Source organism: Morganella psychrotolerans, assembly GCF_001676055.1.
Lineage (GTDB): Bacteria > Pseudomonadota > Gammaproteobacteria > Enterobacterales > Enterobacteriaceae > Morganella > Morganella psychrotolerans_B.
This window is the reverse complement of record NZ_LZEX01000034.1, coordinates 17,042-38,383: the sequence shown is the minus strand read 5'-3', so window position 1 is coordinate 38,383 and position 21,342 is coordinate 17,042. Positions and strand designations below refer to the sequence as shown.

Below are 21,342 nucleotides of genomic sequence, written 5' to 3'. Positions count from 1 at the left end.
TAATAACCCGCCGCTTAATGGTGAGGTTTATTCACTGGGGGGAAAACAATTATATATTTTTTACCCTGATAAAAAAGATGACAGAATTAAAAATCTCCTCAGTGCGTTACAGGTAACCGAAACTGAACTAAACAGTATTCGTTATCTGATGAGTTATACCACTCCTGAAACTGATAATAGTATCCAAAGAATCAGTGAAATGTATTTTATTAAATTACTTGCAGATACGTGTGGCAGTGGAATTCTTCAATTCTATCACCTGTGTATTTATTCACCATTCTCAAATATGCGTATTCGTGACCTGTCAGACAGCAAACGTCGCGATTTCATTAATTATGTATGGCAAACCACGGCATGGCTGAATACACACAATATATCTGCAGATACGCTGTATTGGCTGCAAATAAACTCATACGCTAAAAAACCAACCAGTGAAATGAAAACGCTGCTTGATACCCTGCGTAACGGCGGTATTGACAGCAAAAATGATGACACATTACGTGCAACGATGGCCCCGCTCATTGCCGCAGCGATGCAACTGGAAAACCCTGAACAGGGTGAGGCGTTATTGCGCTGGCTGGATAATCATCATCGTGACGGAGTTCCGCTGACCCGCGATTTATGGACGATGTTAATCGCTGATAAAACCCCGGATTTGCAGGCAAAATGGTGTGAGGCACTGGCACAGCGGGCATTGCTTATACGGGTACTGGCACTCAGTGGTGCAGAGCTTCAGGTACTGTCAAAGGGTGCACCGGTCACTACGGTAGCTGAACTGCGCGAAATCAGTGCATTCCATGATATGATCAACCGTTGTGGTGAAAAAGCCGGTGAAGTACTGGAACAACTGTCCGCCGGATATTTATCTGACAGCCTTCTCTGGCGGTCCTTAAATCTGTCTTACATTACAATCCGCAGCGCCCTGAAAAGTATCGGCAGCGACGAAACCATCAGAACCTGGCAGCAACTGGCAAAATTAGCAGTTTATATTGATATCGCCGATACACTGAATATTCTGCCTGAGGATTTTGTCAGTCTCCTCACCATCACAGAAAAAACCGCTGCAGCCTACAGTGAACTCACTACCCTGTCAGGGCTGTTACAGGCCGGTCTGAACGAACAGCAGACAAAACAGCTGCAGGATCAATCTGAACCGCGCCGCAGTGAAGCCCTCAGCGGGGAGTACCGCTCTCTGATTATGGGTAAACCACTGGCAGACCGTGATGATATCTGGCGTAATCTGCTGGTGGACGGCAAAGTCAGTGCTGCCATCACCACCACACGGCTGGCCGATGCGATTGCCGGTATTCAGCTCTATATTAACCGCACCATTGCCGGTGATGAGCCGGGTGCAGACAGTGCGGTACTGGCGCGTCAGTTCTTTAAAGACTGGGATACCTATAATAAACGCTACAGCACCTGGGCCGGCGTGTCTCAGTTAGTCTATTACCCTGAAAACTACATTGACCCGACCATCCGTATCGGTCAGACCGGGATGATGAACACCATGCTGGAGCAGCTTTCACAAAGTGAGCTTAACAGCGACACCCTGGAAAATGGTTTCCGCCAGTATCTGACCGCCTTTGAACAGGTCGCTAACCTGAAAGTGGTCAGTGGCTATCATGATGCAATTGATATTGATCAGGGTAATACCTGGTTTATCGGCACCAGCCAGACTGAGCCGAAAAAATATTACTGGCGCAAAGCCGATCACAGCAAATGTCAAAACGGCCGTTTTGCCGCCAATGCCTGGAGTGACTGGAAAGAAATTACCTGTGCTGTTAATCCGTATCAGGATATGGTGCGTCCGGTTATTTACCGTTCGCGTCTGTATCTGTTATGGGTAGAAGAACAGATCCGTAAAGATGACGAAGGCAAAAAAGAGATTTCCACTTTCAGTGTCAAACTCACTCATATTAAATATGACGGAAGCTGGGCATCACCGTTCAGTTACAACGTTACCGGCAAACTTAACTCAACATCAAAAAAACCGGGCCTCTATTGCAGTGCAAACCCGGATAACAATACCCTGACGATTGGCTGTTATCAAAAAAAAGTCAAGATGGATACCACAGATCAACATCTATATTTCGGTTTATACATTCAGCAGAATATGACCGGTACTGATGCTCCCGGAGTGGCAAGTACCTTGAATATTGTAAAAACACAGTTGGATACCGAATCCGTCGTTAAAGTGAATACACTTATGAGCGGAAATTATCATATGGAATTTTCGAAGGTATCCATGGATGGAAATAAATCACTGCAGCTGACTTTCTCTCCCGATAGTGTTCCACTTTATAATGACTCTATACTGACGCTCAAACCGAAAGCCTATATTACAATTAATCCAGATGATTTTTTCTCATATATTGGTGACAAAGTCAGGGATATGTGTATTAGCAGCTTGAATGATGGCAACATTATCTACACACCGCAAAGCATAAAATACAAGCCGCTGAAAGCGCCTTTTCCGAACGGTAACGTCACCTTGACTATGCTCGAAGAAAAGAGAAATGGGGGGTATACAGCGTACATGACTATTGCAGGTGAAAGCAGCTGGAATCCGCCTGAAACGTTTTATTTAGTTAATTCCCAAAAAACCGCTGCTTTCCCGATGCAAAGATATGAGTATGATATCAAGGAGAAGTCTCAGGGATATGAGTCTGATGAATCTATCTCTGTATCTGAAGTTTCTTCTGATACGCCACAATATACTCTTCATATGGGTTCATTTAATAACCCCGATGCTGAACTAAATACCGGTAAATTAATCAAACGAGCCGAACCCTTCAGTGCCGATAATATTCGTATAGACTTTATCACCAGTGACGGACAGACATTCAAAACCGTCAAAGGCAGTGATACAGGGATGACGGCGCCGGAATATCCGGCGCGGTCAACAGAAACGCTGTCTTTTGACTTTGGCTCTCTGTCTCTGAAACTACCGGGTGGGAGCACTAAACAGACCATCACTGTAAAAGTCAGTTATACCGGCATAGATCCACTGATTGCCAGCACTACTTATCAGTTAACGCTGGAAACACCAAAAATCAGTGACACTGTTATCACCCTGCATACCACCGACGACGGCGCCCAATACATGGAATGGGATGCTTACCGCACCCGTCTTAATACTCTGTTTGCACGGCAGTTAATTGAGCGTGCCAACCGCGGTATTGATGCGGTACTGTCACCGGAAACCCAGAACCTGCGGGAACCGAAACCGGGACAGGGGACTTATGTGACGCTGACACTGAAACCGTATGACAAGGCTATTCATGGCAATGACCGGAGATTTACACTTGAACAGAGTAATATTTTTGATACCCAGCCATCATTCTACACCATATACAGCGGAATGCTCAGTACAGTAAATACTACAGTAACACTGTTTATTCCGCGTCTGGAGAGTGCCTATGGTGTGAAAGAGAACCTTTATATAAGGGCAAATTACCAGAGTGGCAGGACAACTGAAATCAGGCTTGAGCGTCCGGAGGCGGAGTCTTCTAATCCGCATGGCTGGATATTGGATACGACTTCTGAAGTTCACAACGGCACTTTCCCCGGACTGGAATCCGTCTCCGGTCTGTCACAACCCGATGAACCGATGGACTTCAGCGGCGCCAATGCCCTCTATTTCTGGGAGCTGTTCTATTACACCCCGATGATGGTGGCCATGCGTCTGTTACAGGAGCAGAACTTTACCGAAGCCAACCGCTGGTTAGGCTATATCTGGCGTCCTGCCGCAAGCGATGCCGGTGACTGGCGCGTGCGTCCGCTGAAAGAGGATACCTCCTGGAACGCCGATCCGCTGGATTCGGTTGACCCGGATGCCGTCGCCCAGAATGACCCGATGCACTACAAAATCAGTACGCTGATGAAACTGCTGGATCTGATCCTTGCCCGTGGTGACAGCGCTTACCGCATGCTGGAGCGCGATACGCTCAATGAAGCCAAAATGTGGTATATGCAGGCACTGGGGCTGCTCGGGGATAAACCACTGACGCTGATCAGCAGCGACTGGGGTAATCCGTCACTGAATGATGCCGCAGACAAGACTAAGACCAAACAGCGGCAGGATGAAATCAGCCGTCTCCGCAGCGGCGGTCTGCTGCCGGAGGTCCGTACTGCCAATACCCTGACCGGGCTGTTCCTGCCGCAGCAGAACGAAAAACTGCTCGGCTACTGGCAGACCCTGGAAATGCGCCTGTTTAATCTGCGCAATAATCTCTCCATTGATGGTCAGCCGTTATCGCTGCCAATCTTTGCCGCGCCGGCAGACCCGGCTGCTCTGCTCAGTGCCGCAGCCGCAGCCTCCGGCGGCGGCAAATCGTTACCGTCTGCTGACATCCCGGCAATGCGCTTCCCGCAGGCGCTGGACAGTGCGCGTTCACTGACCGGGCAACTGATGCAGTTCGGTTCCACCCTTCAGGGGCTGATCGAGCGCCAGGATGCGGAAGCGATGAGTGAGCTGCTGCAAAACCAGGCCGGTGAACTGATGCTCTCCTCTCTGCGGATGCAGGCGCAGGCGCTCGCCGAGCTGGATGCCGAGAAGAAAACACTGGAACAGAGCCGCACCGGCGCGCAATCCCGCTTTGACAGCTACCGCAAGCTGTATGATGAAAATGTCAGTGCGGAAGAAAAACGCACCATGGATCTGTATTTATCTTCTTCAGTACTGAGTACATCCGTTGAAGTACTGAATATGGCTGCCGCCGCTGCCGATATGGCACCGAACATCTTCGGCGTGGCCGTGGGGGGCAGCCGCTGGGGCGGTATCCCGAAAGCCATTGGTTCCGGTATCGCACTGGCAGCCTCCGCCACCAAAACTACCGCGGATAATATCAGCCAGTCTGAGGCATGGCGCCGCCGCCGTCAGGAATGGGAAATCCAGAAAAATAATGCAGAATCTGAAGTGAAACAGATTGATGCACAACTGGAAGCCCTGGTTGTCCGCCGTACAGCCACAGAAATGCAGCGCGAACACCTGGAAATCCAGCAGGCACAGACTCAGGCACAACTGGAATTCCTGCAGCGCAAATTCAGCAACAAAGCACTCTACAGCTGGCTGCGCGGCCGTCTGGCATCCATCTATTACCGCTTCTACGACCTGACCGCCGCCCGCTGCATGATGGCTGAAGCCGCCTTTACATGGCAGACCGGGGAGACTACCCGCTACATCAAACCGGGTGCATGGCAGAGCAGTAATGCCGGACTGATGGCCGGGGAATCCCTGCTGCTGAACCTGACAGAAATGGAACAGGCGTGGCTGAAGTGGGATCATCGCGCGCTGGAGGTCACCCGCACCGTTTCCCTGAGTAAAGTGTACAAGGGATATGAGTCACCTGTTATCCTGGCTGATGCCATCGCTGAATTGCTGAAAAAAGGTGGTTCCGGCGATACACCGGCAGCAACCGGGCTGTCCATGACCAAAGATGGACAGTTGCATGCCGCGTTCAATCTGAGTGCGCTGAACATCATGAAGAACTATCCTGCCACGCTGGGTAACACACGCCGTATCAAACAGATCAGTGTGACCTTACCGGCGCTGGCCGGTCCGTATCAGGATGTGCGCGCCGTGCTCAGTTACGGCGGTGGTGAGAAACTGGCGAAAGGCTGTAAAGCGATTGCCGTTTCCCACGGGATGAATGACAGCGGTCAGTTCCAGCTCGATTTCAATGACGGCCGCTGGCTGCCATTTGAAGGTATCCCGGTGAATGATAATAACAGCCTGACTCTGAGCTTCCCGGAAGCAACAGAGGATGAACAGAAAACACTGCTGCTCAGTCTGAGCGATATTATCGTCCATATCCGTTACACCATCCGTTAATTTTTATCCTAATCCGGGCAGCCTGCGGGCTGCCCGTTCAGGAGTTTATTATGCAAAATTCAGACAATATCAGCCCTCAGGCACCGTCTCTTCCGAAAGGCGGCGGTGCACTGACAGGACTTTCCGGACAGGCGGGCGCTGCCGGTCCGGACGGCGCGGCGTCGTTATCCCTGCCGCTGCCCGTCAGTGCCGGACGCGGCTATGCGCCTTCTCTTTCACTCAGTTACAGCAGTCAGGGCGGTAATAGTACTTTTGGTATCGGCTGGGATGTGAATCTTCCGGCAATCAGTCGCCGCACCCGCAAAGGCGTTCCTTCTTATACGGCTGACGATGAATTTCTTGATCCTGCCGGTGACGTGCTGGTGGTTATCCCCGGAACCGCTGATAAACGCCAGACCCTGTTTGGTGTGAAACTGGCCATTTCTTATCAGATAACCACTTACCGCGCCCGTGTGGAGAGCAATTTCAGCCGACTGGAATACTGGCAGCCGCAAGGCAGCACCACAGAGCCGGATTTCTGGCTGTGGTATACCGCAGACGGTCAGGTACATTTGCTGGGTTATGAATTATCGGCCCGCGTCAGTGACGGCAGCAATACCGCCCGCTGGTTACTTAACGCCTCGGTCTCCGCCACCGGTGAACAAATTTATTACCGTTACCGCGCGGAAGACGATGTAAATTGCAGTGAGCAGGAAAAAACCACGCATACAGGCAGTCACAGCCAGCGCTATCTCAGTGAAGTTCATTACGGCAATATCACCGCCGGACGCACATTCCCTTGTTTTAACGGCAACGATGCCACAAAAGCCGGCTGGCTGTTTGTGCTGGTATTTGACTATGGTGAGCGTTCCGTTAGACCGGCTGAAAAACCACTGTTTAAAGCCGGTTCCGGCTGGCTTTGCCGTCAGGATCCGTTCTCCGGTTATGCTTACGGGTTTGATCTGCGCACCCGCCGGTTGTGTCGCCAGGTATTAATGTTCCATCGCCTGAAAACCCTGGACGGACAAGCAAGTGGCGAGGATGAACCGGCTCTGGTCTCCCGCCTGCTGCTTGAGTATCAGGAAACCGCGTTTATCACCACACTGACTGCCGCACGACAGATGGCGTTTGAGGATAACGGCAAAGTACAGTCCCTGCCGCCGCTTACCTTCGGTTGGCAAACCTTTGACATCCCCGGCTCCCCGCAGTGGTCTCAGCAGGAGATGGGCAAACTTAATCCGTATCAGCCGTGGCAGTATATTGATCTGCACGGCGAAGGTATTGCGGGTGTTCTGTATCAGGACAGCGGTGCCTGGTACTACCGCGCACCGGTTCGTGATACCAAAAGTGATGATGTCAATGCGGTGATATGGGATAAACCACAGTGTCTGGATAATATCCCCACACTGAAAGATGGCGCAATGCTCACCGATCTGGATGGCGATGGTCGTATGCAGTGGGTCGTCACTCAGCCGGGTGTACACGGGCAATATGTTCAGCAAACCGATGATCCGGCAAAGTGGCTGAACTTCACGCCACTCAGTGCCCTGCCGCTGGAATACAGCCATCCTGCCGCGCAAATGACCGACATTAACGGGATCGGCGCGACAGATCTGGTGCTTATCGGCCCGCGCAGCGTGCGCATCTGGCCGGGCAGCAAAGACGGCTGGTTAGCGGCACAGAATATTCCGCAGGCAGAGAAAATCGTGCTGCCATCACCGGACGGCGATGCGTCCACCCTGGTGGCATTCAGTGATGTTCTCGGTTCCGGTCAGCAGCATTTAGTGCAAATCAGTGCCGACGGCGTGGTCTGCTGGCCTAACCTGGGTCACGGGCACTTTGGTCAGCCCCTGGCACTGGACGGCTTCAGTAAAACACAGGCAGAATTTAATGCCGGTTATGTTTATCTGGCAGATATTGATGGCAGCGGCACCGCCGATATTCTGTATGCCCGCAGTGATTATATTGAAATTTACCGCAACCGCAGCGGGAACGGGTTTGATAAACCACAAACCGTCAAACTGCCGGCCGGTGTGCGCTATAACCACACCTGTCGTTTACAGGTAGCCGATGTGCAGGGACTGGGTGTCGCCAGTCTGCTGCTGACCGTACCGCACACTACACCGCGCCATTATCTGCTGCATCTGACCACCGAAAAACCGTGGCTGCTTAATCAGATAAATAATCAGATGGGAATGTCACAAAAGCTGCATTACCGCAGCTCTGCGCAGTTCCGTCTGGATGATAAAACCCGCGAGCCGGTTTCTTATCTGCCATTTCCGATCCACACCTTATGGAAAACAGAAACCAGCGATGAAATTACCGGCAACAAACTGGTGAGTGAAGCGCGTTACCATCACGGTGTCTGGGATGCCCGCGAGCGGGAATTCCGTGGTTTCGGTTGTGTGGAGGTGCAGGATACCGATACTGCTGCCGCCCATGATACCAGCGGGGTACTGACTATGCCTGTACTCACCCGTAGCTGGTATGCCACCGGTTATGAACCTGTCGATACATTGCTGAAAAATGAATACTGGCAGGGCGATAAGAATGCCTTTGCCGGGTTTGTTACCCGTCTGACAACCGGCAGCGGAGATAATGAAACACTCTGTACTGATGAACAGCAGAAAAAACAGGCGTTCTGGCTCGCCCGCGCCCAAAAAGGCATGCTGTTACGCAGTGAAATTTACGGCAAAGACGGCAGTCAGCAACAGGATTTACCTTACAGTGTCAGTGAACAACGGTTGACTGTCCGTCTGATTACGCCGGATGCGGCCGTGCCGGTTATCCATCCGTCTGTATCAGAAAACCGTGAATATCACTATGAACGCATGAGCGCAGATCCGCAGTGTTCGCAATCCGTTGTATTGAGTGCGGATGAGTACGGTTATCCGCTGCGTGAGGCGCAAATTCACTACCCGCGCCGTCCGAAACCCGGAACCAATCCGCTGCCTGATACGCTGCCCGCCTCACTGTTTGAGTCCGGTTATGATGAACAGCAGTTGCAGTTAATTGTGTCGCTATCACGACATACACGGCACCACCTGACCAACCTGAAACTGGAACAGTGGCTGACCGGTCTTGCAGGTACTGACCGCAGTGACATTTTTATGCTAAAAGCCGGACAGCAACCCGCCAAAGGTTTTACGGCAGAAACACTGCAACCACTGCTTACCGGCAGCAGTTCAGCACGTATCTTTACCGGGCAACAGCAAACATACTGGCTCAACACGGATAATCAGTCTCCGGTCGCGGTACCGGTCTGGCCACCACGGCTGGCTCACACTGAAACTGCAGAGCTGGATGAAACTATCATCTCCGCACTGGGATCCGGCATCAATATTAAAGAACAATTGCAACAAGGTGCTTACAAGGAAGCCGGTTATCTGTTTGCTGACAGCACTGAGCAGAAGAAAAAAGTGTGGGTTATCAACTCCGGCAGCACTACTTTCGGTAATGCCGCGCAATTCTGGTTGCCGCTGCGTATCCGCGATAATCCGTTGGTCGGGGAAAGTCTTCTGACCCGTGATAAACATCACTGTGTGGTCACAAAACATACCGATGCCTCCGGGCTTGTCACTGAGGCAAAATATGACTGGCGTTTTCTGTCTGTCCGGGAAGTTACCGATGCAAACAATAATATCAGTCAGGTACAAACCGATGCACTGGGACGGGTGATAAGCAGCCGTTTTTACGGCACCGAAAATGGTAAACAAACCGGGTACAGCCAGAAATCCCTGACTCTGCCTGACTCGGTACAACAGGCTGTTGATATGAAAAAACAATTGCCGGTTGCGCAATGTTTTGTCTATGCCACAGACAGCTGGATGCGCAGCGGTGCTGATAAACTGCCGCCACATGTACTGATGCTGACAACCGATCGCTATGATGATGAACCGGCGGATAAACACACGCAGCAAATCCGTCAGCAGGTCACGTTCAGTGATGGTTTCGGGCGGATTTTACAGCAGTCTGTCCGTTTTGAAGAGGGCGATGCATTCCACCGTAACAAAAACGGTTCACTGGCAGCCGGAAACCGGAAAAGTGAGAAAGGCGCCGCCCGGTGGGCAGTGTCGGGCCGTACTGAGTATGATAACAAAGGACATGCAGTCCGCACGTATCAGCCTTATTTTGTCAATGACTGGAAATATGTCAGTGATGACAGTGCGCGACAGGATCTGTATACCGATACCCATTATTACGACCCGCTGGGCCGGGAGCATAAAGTTGTCACAGCGAAAGGTTATCAGCGGCGGGTTCTGTTTACGCCGTGGTTTGTCGTCAGTGAGGATGAAAACGATACGGCGGAGTAAGCCGCATCTGTATGAAATGAAATATGCCGATCATTATTTGACCGGCTCATAATCCGCAGTACCGCGCCGGTGGCAGGCAATTTTACGTGCCGCCAGAAACGGCATCCTGAGTGACGCCGGCTATAAATATATTGTTATACAAAAAAACGGACGCCTGCTTTCACAGGCGACCGTTTTTATTTTAGTGCAGCAATAATGGCTTAATTAATGATTAACCGCCAATCATCGACGTCATTCTTATCTGGCGACGGTCATTCAGTTCCAGGTTTGACATCACAACCAGTTGCGGCAGACTGCGGCGCAGGAAGCGGGATAAAATCAGACGCAGAGAGTGATTCACCAGCAGCACTGTCGGCGCACCCATTGCTTCCTGATGTGATACCGCAGCAATTGCCTGCTGTTCAATGCTCTGCGCCAGGTTCGGCTCCAGTCCGCCGCCGTTTTTCGACGCCTGCAACAGGATCTGCTCCAAACCTGCATCCAGCCCGATAACCTGAATCTCACCAGCAGAGCCAAACCACTGCTGTGTGATAGCACGCCCCAGCGCTATCCGTACCTGAGAGGTCAGAATATCGGTATCTTTCTGTTCGCCGTTCTCACCCACCTGCTCGGCCAGCGTTTCAATAATGGTGCGCATATCGCGGATCATGACATTTTCAGCCAGCAGATTTTGCAGAACACGGTGGAAAAGTGTCAGCGACAACGTATCCGGGATCAGGTCATCCGCCAGTTTCGGCATCTCTTTTTTCACGCGGTCATACAGCATTTGTGCTTCCTGACGCCCGAACAAGTCACTGGCGTACTCCAGCAGGATCTGATTAAAGTGCGTCGCCACCGCTGTACTCGCGGATACCACGGTATAACCCTGGATTTGCGCCTGCTCACGCAGGTCATCATCAATCCACACCGCCGGTAACCCGAAGGCGGGTTCCTGTGTCGCATCCCCTTCCAGAGAGCCTGCCGCATTACCGGGATCAATCGCCAGCCAGCGACCCGGCTGCGCTTCTCCGCGCCCGGCTTCCGCACCTTTAATCAGGATGCGGTACGTGGTCGGAGTCAGTTCCAGGTTGTCACAAATATGCACCACCGGCGGCAGATACCCGACTTCCTGCGCAAATTTCTTACGCAGCCCGCGGATACGCCCGAGCAGTTCACCCTGCTGGTCATTATCGACAAGCGGGATCAGCCGGTAACCGACTTCCATTGCCAGTAAATCTTCAGCGACAACATCGTCCCAGGTGGCTTCCGTCACTTTATTGGCTTCACGGAAGTGTTTATCCTGCACGTTGGTTTCTGCCGTTTTTTCCGGTGCCTGTGCTTTTTTCACCAGATACCAGCCGAGACCGGCAAGTGCTGCGGTGAACAGCAGGAAAACAAAGTTAGGCATCCCGGGTATTAACCCGAGCAACCCGAGTACCCCGGCGCTGAGCCACATAACACGCGGATTATTGAACAGCTGGGAAATCATCTGTTCGCCCGCATCTTCATCTGTCGCCACGCGGGTCACAATAACACCGGCAGCCGTTGAGATGATAAGTGCGGGGATCTGCGCGACCAGACCATCACCGATGGTCAGCAGTGTATAGGTACTGGCGGCATCGCCCAGCGGCATCTGATGCTGGGCGACCCCGACAATCAGCCCGCCGATCACGTTAATTACCATGATCATAATACCGGCGATAGCATCACCACGGACAAACTTACTGGCGCCGTCCATCGAGCCGTAAAAATCGGACTCCTGAGTGACTTCAGTACGCCTGCGTTTAGCTTCTTCATCCGTGATAATACCGGCGTTCAAATCGGCATCAATCGCCATCTGTTTACCGGGCATACCATCGAGGACAAAGCGTGCGCCCACTTCCGCAATACGCCCCGCCCCCTTGGTAATAACCATAAAGTTGATTAATACCAGGATAATAAAGACCACAATACCAATGGCAAAATTACCGCCGACCAGAAAGTGACCAAATGCTTCCACCACCTGACCGGCAGCAGCCGGTCCGGTGTGTCCGTCCATCAGAATGATACGGGTCGAGGCCACGTTCAGCGACAGGCGCAGCAGGGTTGAAAAGAGCAGAATGGTAGGGAATGCCGCAAAATCCAGGGTACGCCGGGTAAACATGGCGACCAGCAGAACCATAATGGACAGCGCGATATTAAACGTAAACAGCAAATCCAGAATGAAGGCCGGCAGCGGCAGGACCATCATAGACAGGATCATCAGGATGAGCACAGGTCCTGCAAGTAACTGCCATTGTGCTCCCTGCATGTTTTTCGGTAATCTTAAAAGTGCAGCCAGATTAGCCATTTGTGTTATGTTCTCCAACAATATCAAGTGCCTGCGGCACCGGTAAATTCTTCGGTTTCTTCGGTTTCAGCCCGCCTTCACGACGCCAGCGACGTAACTGAAACACCCATGCCAGCACTTCAGCCACGGCAGCATACAGTGCCACCGGTATTGACTGACCCACCTCGGCATGGCGGTACAACGCACGCGCCAGCGGCGGTGCTTCCAGCAGTAAAATGCGGTTTTCCGCACCAATCTCTTTTATCCGCAGTGCCAGCACACCGGCACCTTTTGCCAGCACTTTCGGGGCACTCATTTTTTTATCGTCATACCTGAGTGCAACCGCATAATGTGTCGGGTTAGTCACGATAACATCAGCAGACGGCACATCCGCCATCATGCGGTTATGCGCCATTGCCCGCTGTTGCTGACGAATTTTTGCTTTGATCTGCGGGTCGCCTTCCTGCTGTTTGTACTCATCCTTGATATCCTGACGGCTCATCCGTAATTTTTTCAGATGAGAGCGTAATTGCCAGAACACATCAAACGCCACCATCGGGATCAGCATGAAAATGATGAGATAACCGGCAAAAATAACTTTTTGCATCGCATTACCCATAGCGGTTCCCGGTGATTCCATTGCCAGATGCAACAATGACGGCCACGCCTGCCATAAAAAAATCCAGGCTCCAAGGCCGATAAATGCGGATTTGAGAATAGCTTTGAACAACTCAGCCAGCGCATTCATGGAAAAAATGCGTTTAAGCCCCTTTAACAGGCTGAGCTTTGACAAATCAAATTTGATGGATTTCGTATTGAATGCCAGCCCGCCAACCAGTGCTGATGCTGAAATACCCACCAGTGCCAGCCCGCCGACAACCGGCAGCAACGCAAACAGCGCTTCCGTTATCACTTTGCCCAGATAGCTGAGCATCAACCCGGAGTTTTGCAGATAAAAACTGTCAAAAATAAATCCCTGGCGAAAAATAGTACGCAGCTGTGCAGCAAGGTGATCGCCGCTCAACCACAACAAACTAACCCCCGCCAGCATCATCATCAGTGAACTGAGCTCTTTTGAGCGGGCTATCTGTCCGTCTTCTTTCGCTTTCTGTTTTTTATGGGGGGTGGGATCTTCTGTTTTTTCTACATCACTTTCATCAGACACGCACGCCTCCGCCGTCTGCAGGTATTTTGCTTATGGCTATAGCATGACAGAGTACGGCTGATTCAATGGTGGAAAATGACTGCTCTTAACGGGGTAATTCCCTGATTAAAGCTCCCTTGGTGAATTTATCAGCAGAAAATCACTTAGCGGTAAAACAAATCATACTTTTCCCATGCTTTATCTGTATGAATGCGCCAGACACCCCACGAAACCCCGAATTTCACCTGGATCATTAAATTAGGAATAGTTCCGATAGGCATAGTTGCTGATTTATTTATAATCTCCGACGGTTTATTCCACGATAATCACAAGCAAGGTATTCACTACATGAAAAAAACAATTTTAGCCTGCTCTCTGGGTTTGATGGCTCTGGCACTTACTGCATGTTCCGGCGAAGAAAAAACAGCATCCGCCGTTCCGGGTGCAACTGAAACCTGTAATAAATATTTTTCTGAAGTTGATGCTTTAATGAAAAAAGCCAGCGAAAACGAAGCGGCTAAAGCACAGTTAGAGCCAATGATGAAGCAGTACGATGATGCTAAAAAGCAAATCGCTGCAATGCCTAAAGACCAGCAGGATGCTGCATGTAAAGCCGGCAGCGAAGCACTGGCTCAGGTTAAACAGGCAATGGGTATCTAATATCCTTCCCTTGTGGAAAGGTATTTCGCAACCGCAGTATCCTTACTGCGGTTTTTTTACAACTAAAATCCGAGTTCATCCAGCAAGTCATCAACCTGTGACTGAGATGCCACCACATTTGAGCCTTTCGGATCAATCTGCGGCCCGTTCTTGAGGCTGTCGACCGGGTGTTTTGCACGGATATCCGCCGGGGTATTTTCCATCAGCAGGAATAACAGTTGTTTCTCTGTTTCTTCCACCACTTCCATCATTTTTTTCACAACCTGGCCGGTCAGATCCTGAAAGTCCTGCGCCATCATGATTTCCATCAGCTCACTTTTGGTCACCGCACTGCCGTCAATCACACGGCGGATAAAGGCCATGGTTGATTCCTGCAATGACGGATCACTCTCCGGTGACGGGGACGATTGCCAGCGTTCCTGCAGATCCAGCGCCTCATCATGCATCTTCACCTGTAACGGCTTGATGGTGTCTATCCCGTTGAGTGTTCTTTCAGCGGCCTGTGCTGTCATCTGAGCGATGTAACGCAATCTGTCTTTTCCGTCCGGAATTGTCGCGACCGCTTGTTGCACGCCCTTTTCTAATCCCAGTTCACGCATGCTTTCTCTCAACATCCTCGTTAAAAAACCAACCCGGGTGATGATCTGTTTTAAATCGTCATCACTGTTTTTATTTCTGTCCGTTGATATGTTTTCCGTCATCCTGCTTTCCCTCTGCTGATACTTCTCAGTTCAGACCCATCTTTTCAAACACCTTGTTCAGCTTTTCCTCAAGAATGGCTGCGGTGAACGGCTTAACGACATAACCACTGGCACCCGCCTGGGCTGCGGCAATAATGTTCTCTTTTTTAGCTTCGGCGGTGACCATCATGACCGGAATATGTTTAAGTGCATCATCCGCACGGATGGTTTTCAGCAGCTCAAGCCCGTCCATATTCGGCATGTTCCAGTCCGCCACCACAAAATCAATCTGTCCCGCACGGATTTTTTCCAGTGCATCCACACCGTCTTCCGCTTCTTCAATTTTGTTGTATCCCAACTCTTTTAACAGGTTGCGAACAATACGGCGCATTGTGGAAAAATCATCAACAACCAGAAAATTTAAATCTTTAGCGGCCATAACCACTCCTGCATCAATACAATGAATAATTACTGTTTCCGCTATGCGGAAACAGCGGCAAGTCTTTCCAGCACGCTCGGTGCTATTTTGAGGAGATCCCGGATTTCATCGACGGCATCCAGTTCAATTGCGGCTCTCGGCATACCAAACACCACACAGCTGCGCTCATCCTGCGCGTAAGTTACCGCGCCTTTCTGGTGCAGATTAAGCATTCCGCGTGCGCCGTCCATGCCCATCCCGGTCAGTAATACCGCGATACATTTACGCCCGGCACTCTCTGCCACTGAGTCAAACAACACATCCACTGACGGACGGTGACGATTTACCGGTGGCGTCTGTTGCAGTACGACCTGATAACCATGCCCTTTGTCTGCGATCAGCATGTGTGCATCACCGGGAGCGATATACGCGTGCCCTTTCAGCAGCGTATCGCCGTGTTCTGCTTCTTTTACCGTAAGCGCACACAGTTTGTTCAGCCGCTCAGCAAACGAACGGGTGAAACCGGCCGGCATATGCTGGGTGATAACCACCGGCGGGCATTCCGGCGGCAGCATTTCCAGGAACTGGCGGATAGCTTCGGTGCCGCCGGTTGATGCCCCCACAGCAATGATGCGGTTGTGGCAAACATACGATGACAGTGGTTTACTGACAACGGCCGGTGCTGCGGCTGTTTTTTCCTGACGCGGAGTGCGGCTTCCCCGTGTGACTTTTGACATAGCTGCCGCACGGATTTTTTCACCGATAAGATCACGATAGCTCATCATCGTTTCACGGATGCCTATCTGCGGCTTGGTGACGAAATCCACCGCACCCAGTTCCAGCGCCTTTAACGTCACTTCCGAGCCTTTGGAGGTCAGTGTGGAAACCATCACAACCGGCACAGGATGCAGACGCATCAGTTTTTCCAGAAAATCTATTCCGTCCATACGCGGCATTTCGACATCCAGCGTGACCACATCGGGCTCGTGCTGTTTAATCAAATCACGCGCAACATACGGATCCGGTGCAACATCCACAACCGTCATATCCGGATGACTGTTAATGATTTCACGCATTAACTGGCGCATCAGCGCGGAGTCATCAACGCAAAGTACTTTTATTTTTTTCATCACCTCTCCCGGCAGCCTGAACGCTGTATACGGTTTGTCCTCTGATGACATAACGCTGGGATAACTGAGATAAATTCTCTGAGTGTCCGATAAACAGCAGTCCGTCAGGCTTCAGTAGCGGAATAAAACGTTCCAGCAGTTGTTTTTGCATCTCTTTATCAAAATAAATCATGACATTACGGCAGAAAATGGCATCAAATTGCCCCTGAAACTGCCAGTCTGTATCGGTCAGATTCAAAAGCCTGAAATCGACCATCCGGCCGAGTGCCGGTTTTATCCGCGCGTAACCTTCATATTCCCCGACGCCTTTCATAAAATAGCGCTGACGCTGGAGGGCATTCATATTTTTCAGCTCTTCAAGGCGGTAAACACCTTTACGGGCTTTTTCCAGCACTTCGGTGTCGATGTCGCTGGCGATCACTTTGGCATTCAGTGCATTTTGTCCGAGGACATCACTGAGCGTCATCGCGATAGAATAAGGCTCTTCCCCGGTTGACGAGGCCGCACACCAGATATTGATCGGCTGATCACGGCGGGAGCGGATAAATTCCGTCAGTGTCTGAAAATGGTGCGGCTCGCGGAAAAAAGCCGTTAAATTTGTCGTCAGTGCATTAATAAAAGCCTGCCATTCAGGGTGCAACGGCTCCCGTTCCAGCATGCGCAGGTATTCAGCAAATGTGCCCGTATTGCAGTCTCTCAGCCGCTTTAACAAGCGGTTGTAAACCATATTTTTTTTATTCATGCTAAGGACGATGCCTGACTTTTTATAAATAAACCGGCACACCCGACCAAACTCATCATCTGTGAGTGGTGCTATCTGTGGCGCAAAAAGCATCGTACTTGTTGTCCTTTCTGTAAAAATAATCATACAACTCCGGTCCGGTCATCCTGCGATAGGGATGGCCGGGACCGGGGAGTCACTAACCGACAAAGCCGGCTTTAGATCCTTTATTATCCGGTAATTCAAAGAACGACACTGTTTCCACGAGGTTATTAGCCTGATCTTCCAGTGCAGCAGTGGCGCTGGTCGATTGCTCAACCAGTGCGGCGTTTTGCTGGGTAACGAGATCCATCTGACTGACGGCAGTTGCCACCTGTTCAATTCCGCGGCTCTGTTCATTGGATGCCGAGGCGATTTCACTCATTAATTCCGTCACCTGATTGACCGCAATCACCAGCTCTTCCATGGTCTTACCGGCGCTGTCCACCAGTTGAGTACCCTGTCCGACCCGGTCAACCGACTCATCAATCAGTGATTTGATCTCTTTCGCCGCTTCCGCACTGCGTTGTGCCAATGCACGAACTTCACCTGCCACCACCGAGAACCCGCGTCCCTGCTCTCCGGCACGTGCAGCTTCAACGGCTGCATTGAGCGCCAGAATGTTAGTCTGGAATGCAATGCCGTCGATTACGCTGATAATGGCGCTGATTTTCTGCGAACTATTGGCAATCGAGGTCATGGTTTCAATCACACTGTCTGTGATTTTCCCGCCGCGCCCGGCCGTTTTCGATGCGGTTACCGCCAGCTCACTGGCCTGGCGCGCATTATCCGCATTCTGTTTCACAGTGGCGGTCAGCTCTTCCATACTGGCTGCTGTCTCTTCCAGAGAGGCCGCCTGCTGTTCTGTACGTGATGATAAATTATTATTGCCCAGCGCAATCTCACGAATTCCGGTATACATTTGGTCTGTATTCAGACGAACGTTTGATATCGATTCTGCCAGTGATGTCTGCATAAGCTGTAACTGCCCGAAAACAGTACCGATTTCATCACGGGACGTAACATCTATCTGCTGATTCAGTTTTCCTTCTGATACCATCATAAAATGTTCACTCATGCTGGTCAGCGGATTGATAACCTTGTAGCGCATCCAGAAATGTGCAAGCACAGAGATAAACAGGATAGTACCGGTCACGCAGAAGAACATAATCCACGCCAGGCGGTTATAGAAGGTGCCGGACTCAATGGCACTGCGGCTTTCATCGTCGAGTAATGCAAGATAATCGCTGACAACCGCCCCCATTCTGTCCTGATACATTTGCGTCGGATGCTCAACGTAAGCAGGAATATTACCGGCATCAATATATCCGCGCAGCTCTTTCACCACTCCGAGGTAAGACTGGTACTGCTCCTCGATACCGGCGAAATCCTCTTTCTCACTGAGAACCGGTTGCGCTTTAAACTGGTTATAATCTTCAGCGGCTTTGTCCAGCAGCAAATCAAAGGCGGTTTTCACCTGACGGATATCACTCTCTTCAGAGCCGACTTTGATATGGATAACAACCTGAGTCAGCAGGTTACGTGCCTGCATCAGATCTTCATAAGATGAAACCAGTAATGCACGCTTTTTAGAGCCGAGATCGACCCGTTCCAGCGACGTTAGCTCTGATGAAACAATTCCCAGCGATAAGCCGCTGGAAATTATCTGCATGCCACAAAAGAAAATGAGTAGCAGATATAAACTGACAGAAATCCGAATTCTCTTACCAAACATATACCATCCCCAATTGCGTCCGCTCAGAGCTCACCTGCTTCAATTATTGTTATCGCTGTGATGCACAAAAGCGCCGTCAGGTATCACCCTGACAGCGCAAAGCTGAGACGCGTTGTTAGAAAGTTTCCCAATTGTCATCATCTTGATGATTCTTCGATGATATCTTACTGAGGTCCGGGGTTTTCACGACGTTTGAAATCGTTCTTGCCGCCGGTTCAGTATACTTATCGTCCCTGTGTTTCAAGGCCGGTAAGCGGAAAATAGCTATCAGTTGTGACAGTTTTGCCACCTGTTCTTCCAGCACATTTGCCGCCACCGCAGACTGCTCAACCAGTGAGGCGTTCTGCTGCGTCACTTTGTCCATTTCAGCCACTGCAATACTGACCTGTGAAATTCCTTTGCTCTGCTCATCAGAAGCGGTTGCGATATGGGCCATGATGTCAGTAACACGTGTGACGGATTCCACAATCTTAGTCATGGTTTCACCGGCATCTTCTGCCTGACGGGCGCCTGTTCCGGTACGGGATACCGAGTCTTCAATGAGCGTTTTAATTTCTTTTGCCGCATTCGCACTGCGCTGGGCAAGATTACGGACTTCATCTGCAACGACCGCAAATCCGCGGCCGTGTTCACCGGCACGTGCCGCTTCCACAGCAGCATTCAGCGCCAGGATATTGGTCTGAAACGCGATACTGTCGATAACTGCGGTGATATCAGAGATTTTCTGTGAACTGTCAGCGATATTCAGCATGGTATTCACCACGTTAGACACCACTTTCCCGCCTTCACGGGCAATTTCAGATGCCTGACCGGCAAATTCACTGGCCTGGTGGGCATATTCGGTATTCTGTTTCACCGTGGCAGTCAGTTCGCTCATACTGGCAGCGGTCTGCTCCAGACAGGCAACCTGCTCTTGTGTGCGCGCAGATAAATCATTGTTTCCTGCTGCAATCTCACTGGTGCCCTGATAAATATTTTCACTGCCATCACGCACACCGCGCACGGTATTGATAAGCTCCTGCTGCATGTGCTGAACACCACGCCCCAGATCCGCTATTTCATTATTACCATCAACCTGTACTGTCGGGGTCAGATCACCGGCAGCAAAGATATTGATGCGTTCCACCAAATTATTCAGAGGGAAAATGATGCCGCGTTTAACATAGCGATAGCTGATAATCCCGGTCAGTGCCAGAATAATCGCAAGCGCAATCAGCATATAAAGTGACTGGCTGAAATTGTTCTCTGCGTTATCGACTTCACCACGAAAAGCAATTGATATGCTGTCAAAATACGCATTAAATTGCTCTTCGAACTTCATCTGGTAACCGGATGTCGCATAGGTATAGAACTGTTCCAGTTGGTCGCCCTGCACATAGGTTGCCAGACGGGTCAGGGCATTACGGTAAGTTTCATAGGTTGAAAGCAGTTTTTCAAACTTAGCCTTATCGTATGACGTCCCTTCCATCATTTTTGTGTAGCGGGCGTAGGCGTTATCTGCATCCGCTAACTGACGGTGTGCTGTTTTGATCAGATCTTCAGCACTGGCATCATCCTTAAACGTATGTTCTTTGAGCAAAAAGCCGTTCGCCGCGCGGTTTAAGTTCGCACGGGCCTGCAACAGATTGACCCAGCTCTGGGTTAATACTTGTCTCTGGCTCTGGAGTGAATCCAGAAAATGTATGCTGTCACGATTCTCACCCAGCTTGCTGAACATCAGCCCGCTGGATGCTAATTGCAGCAGTACAAAAATAAGAATGACGGATAAAAGCCCTGATACAATTTTAATTCGACTATACATAATTTTTTACTGACATAGTTTTATTGTATTTTTGATATCGGTCACATCAAAAAAAACTTTAGTGCAGGATGTACCGAAACCATTTGTCATAGTTATCATTCAGCCATGCTGTCGATAAGCGCCATTTCATCGCTGGAAAGCAGCTTTTCAATGTCCACCAGGATAAGCATCCGCTCACCAATGGTGCCAAGCCCTGTCAGATAACGGGTTGATAATGTCACGGCAAAGTCCGGCGCCGGGGCAATCTGCTCATCTTTGAGAACCAGCACGTCCGATACGCCGTCGACCACAATACCCACCACGCGATCTTTGAGATTGACCACGATCACCACGGTGTTGTCGTTATAGGTCACGTTCTGGTGAGAAAATTTCACCCGCAGGTCGATAATCGGAATAATGACGCCGCGTAAGTTAGTGACACCTTTGATAAAGTCAGGCGTATTCGCAATGCGGGTAACTTGTTCATATCCGCGGATTTCCTGTACTTTCAGGATCTCAATGCCGTACTCTTCTTCGCCTAAGGTAAAAATCAGATACCCTTCGCCGTTTTTTTCTTCATCAAGTTTGTTAAAATCATCATCCATCATAGACATGGTCATTTA

At 50.5% G+C, this 21,342-nt stretch carries 12 protein-coding genes; 3 read left to right on the top strand and 9 right to left on the bottom strand.

Annotation, left to right across the window (positions count from 1 at the left end):
- The first annotated feature begins 286 nt into the window (after window positions 1–286).
- Both AYY17_RS13975 and AYY17_RS13970 read left to right on the top strand, forming a co-directional pair.
- Window positions 287–5,833, top strand: a complete 5,547-nt coding sequence (locus AYY17_RS13975; RefSeq protein ID WP_235845393.1) for a Tc toxin subunit A-related protein — start codon at window positions 287–289, stop codon at window positions 5,831–5,833.
- A gap of 50 nt (window positions 5,834–5,883) precedes the next feature.
- Window positions 5,884–10,125, top strand: coding sequence for a SpvB/TcaC N-terminal domain-containing protein (locus tag AYY17_RS13970; protein WP_067424555.1), 4,242 nt, complete (start codon window positions 5,884–5,886; stop codon window positions 10,123–10,125).
- 211 nt (window positions 10,126–10,336) lie between these two features.
- Here the strand turns inward: AYY17_RS13970 and flhA are convergent, their stop codons facing one another.
- Together flhA and flhB are read right to left on the bottom strand one after the other, a co-directional pair.
- Window positions 10,337–12,433 (bottom strand): flagellar biosynthesis protein FlhA, encoded by a 2,097-nt coding sequence (gene flhA / locus AYY17_RS13965; RefSeq protein WP_067424553.1) that lies wholly within the window; start codon window positions 12,431–12,433, stop codon window positions 10,337–10,339.
- Window positions 12,426–13,577 carry a flagellar biosynthesis protein FlhB gene (flhB, locus tag AYY17_RS13960; RefSeq protein WP_067424552.1) on the bottom strand — a complete coding sequence of 384 codons (1,152 nt, stop codon included), beginning with the start codon at window positions 13,575–13,577 and terminating at the stop codon, window positions 12,426–12,428. The genes flhA and flhB overlap by 8 nt, the downstream gene beginning before the upstream one ends.
- Window positions 13,578–13,904: 327 nt before the next feature.
- On the opposite strand from flhB, the gene AYY17_RS13955 reads away from it, so the two are divergent.
- Window positions 13,905–14,216 (top strand): DUF5339 domain-containing protein, encoded by a 312-nt coding sequence (locus tag AYY17_RS13955; RefSeq protein WP_067402370.1) that lies wholly within the window; start codon window positions 13,905–13,907, stop codon window positions 14,214–14,216.
- Between the two features lie 62 nt (window positions 14,217–14,278).
- On the opposite strand, the gene AYY17_RS13950 is transcribed toward AYY17_RS13955, so the two are convergent.
- From AYY17_RS13950 to cheW, 7 genes are all read right to left on the bottom strand, one after another.
- Entirely contained in the window at window positions 14,279–14,917 is a 639-nt protein-coding gene (locus tag AYY17_RS13950; protein ID WP_067402374.1) for a protein phosphatase CheZ, read from the bottom strand.
- Between the two features lie 25 nt (window positions 14,918–14,942).
- Complete coding sequence (gene cheY, locus AYY17_RS13945) at window positions 14,943–15,335, bottom strand: chemotaxis response regulator CheY (protein WP_004236857.1); 393 nt, start codon at window positions 15,333–15,335, stop codon at window positions 14,943–14,945.
- A 41-nt stretch (window positions 15,336–15,376) separates the two neighbouring features.
- On the bottom strand, window positions 15,377–16,444 hold the full coding sequence (locus tag AYY17_RS13940) for a protein-glutamate methylesterase/protein-glutamine glutaminase (protein WP_067424550.1): 1,068 nt from the start codon (window positions 16,442–16,444) through the stop codon (window positions 15,377–15,379).
- Window positions 16,416–17,279: a CheR family methyltransferase gene (locus AYY17_RS13935; RefSeq protein WP_067403146.1), complete on the bottom strand. Its 864-nt coding sequence runs from the start codon at window positions 17,277–17,279 to the stop codon at window positions 16,416–16,418. The genes AYY17_RS13940 and AYY17_RS13935 overlap by 29 nt, the downstream gene beginning before the upstream one ends.
- An 85-nt stretch (window positions 17,280–17,364) precedes the next feature.
- The gene (locus AYY17_RS13930) at window positions 17,365–18,939 is read right to left on the bottom strand and encodes a methyl-accepting chemotaxis protein (protein ID WP_067424548.1); all 1,575 of its coding nucleotides are present in this window, start codon (window positions 18,937–18,939) and stop codon (window positions 17,365–17,367) included.
- A gap of 115 nt (window positions 18,940–19,054) precedes the next feature.
- Complete coding sequence (locus AYY17_RS13925; protein ID WP_067424546.1) at window positions 19,055–20,740, bottom strand: methyl-accepting chemotaxis protein; 1,686 nt, start codon at window positions 20,738–20,740, stop codon at window positions 19,055–19,057.
- 95 nt (window positions 20,741–20,835) lie between these two features.
- Window positions 20,836–21,333, bottom strand: a complete 498-nt coding sequence (gene cheW / locus AYY17_RS13920; RefSeq protein ID WP_067361474.1) for a chemotaxis protein CheW — start codon at window positions 21,331–21,333, stop codon at window positions 20,836–20,838.
- Window positions 21,334–21,342: the final 9 nt, after the last annotated feature.

Coding starts and splice junctions, on each gene's coding strand:
- AYY17_RS13975 (WP_235845393.1), top strand. CDS start 287: ATGCGTATTCGTGACCTGTCAGACAGCAAACGTCGCGATTTCATTAAT.
- AYY17_RS13970 (WP_067424555.1), top strand. CDS start 5,884: ATGCAAAATTCAGACAATATCAGCCCTCAGGCACCGTCTCTTCCGAAA.
- flhA (WP_067424553.1), bottom strand. CDS start 12,433: ATGGCTAATCTGGCTGCACTTTTAAGATTACCGAAAAACATGCAGGGA.
- AYY17_RS13955 (WP_067402370.1), top strand. CDS start 13,905: ATGAAAAAAACAATTTTAGCCTGCTCTCTGGGTTTGATGGCTCTGGCA.
- AYY17_RS13950 (WP_067402374.1), bottom strand. CDS start 14,917: ATGACGGAAAACATATCAACGGACAGAAATAAAAACAGTGATGACGAT.
- cheY (WP_004236857.1), bottom strand. CDS start 15,335: ATGGCCGCTAAAGATTTAAATTTTCTGGTTGTTGATGATTTTTCCACA.
- AYY17_RS13940 (WP_067424550.1), bottom strand. CDS start 16,444: ATGAAAAAAATAAAAGTACTTTGCGTTGATGACTCCGCGCTGATGCGC.
- AYY17_RS13935 (WP_067403146.1), bottom strand. CDS start 17,279: ATGCTTTTTGCGCCACAGATAGCACCACTCACAGATGATGAGTTTGGT.
- AYY17_RS13930 (WP_067424548.1), bottom strand. CDS start 18,939: ATGTTTGGTAAGAGAATTCGGATTTCTGTCAGTTTATATCTGCTACTC.
- AYY17_RS13925 (WP_067424546.1), bottom strand. CDS start 20,740: ATGTATAGTCGAATTAAAATTGTATCAGGGCTTTTATCCGTCATTCTT.
- cheW (WP_067361474.1), bottom strand. CDS start 21,333: ATGTCTATGATGGATGATGATTTTAACAAACTTGATGAAGAAAAAAAC.